The following is a 678-nucleotide window of genomic DNA, read 5'->3' on the forward strand; positions in this document are numbered from 1 at the left end:
AGGCGCTCGACGTTCTGGTTCATCGGCAGGAAGTGCACCACGCCGGTCTGGGTGTGCCGGACGTAGACGTCCACGTGGGCCCGTTCGACGTCGGCGGTGATGTCGGTGACGTCGTTTGGCAGCAGTTTGCCGTCGATCGAGCGCGGCGGGTTCCAGTGCACGCGCTCGCCGTCCACCCGGTATCGGTCGGGCAGGCCGTCGCCGGACAGCACCTCCACGGTCAGGCCGATCACCAGGATGTGGGCGTCCCAGCGCATCTCGGTCAGCTCGGCGCTCAGGCCCGCGCGTTTGGAGGAGTTGGACAACATCACGATCTGGTCCAGGCGTCCCTGCCTGACGAACGCGGCCACCGCCCGGAGCTGGACCGGCAGGTAGCGGTCCGCCCGCTCCGGGACTCGCTCGGTGATCAGCTCCTGCACGAGCCGGAAGTGCATGCCCCGGTCGACGGAGGAGTCGGCGGACCTGGCGGTCAGCAGCGGCCTGAGCGCGGCGGAACGGGGCGAGTAGGCGTACATGCGGTCGCGCTGGCGGCCGGCGCCGAGGTAGGTGTCGATGTCGGTGAGCAGCGTGCTCAGCCCGGTCACGATGGCCCTGGGCTCCTCCTCGACCGCCTCGGGCCGCGGGCCGATATGGCAGCAGACGTCCTCGGCCAGCACGGCGATCACCTTGGCGTGCAGG

At 70.2% G+C, this 678-nt stretch carries 1 protein-coding gene; it reads right to left on the reverse strand.

The annotated features are described in order from the left end of the window. Window positions 1-678: hypothetical protein (locus DMH01_RS42875; protein WP_158633304.1), on the reverse strand; the 678-nt coding region annotated here is incomplete at both ends.

This window comes from Amycolatopsis sp. WAC 04182, from assembly GCF_003947465.1.
Lineage (GTDB): Bacteria > Actinomycetota > Actinomycetes > Mycobacteriales > Pseudonocardiaceae > Amycolatopsis.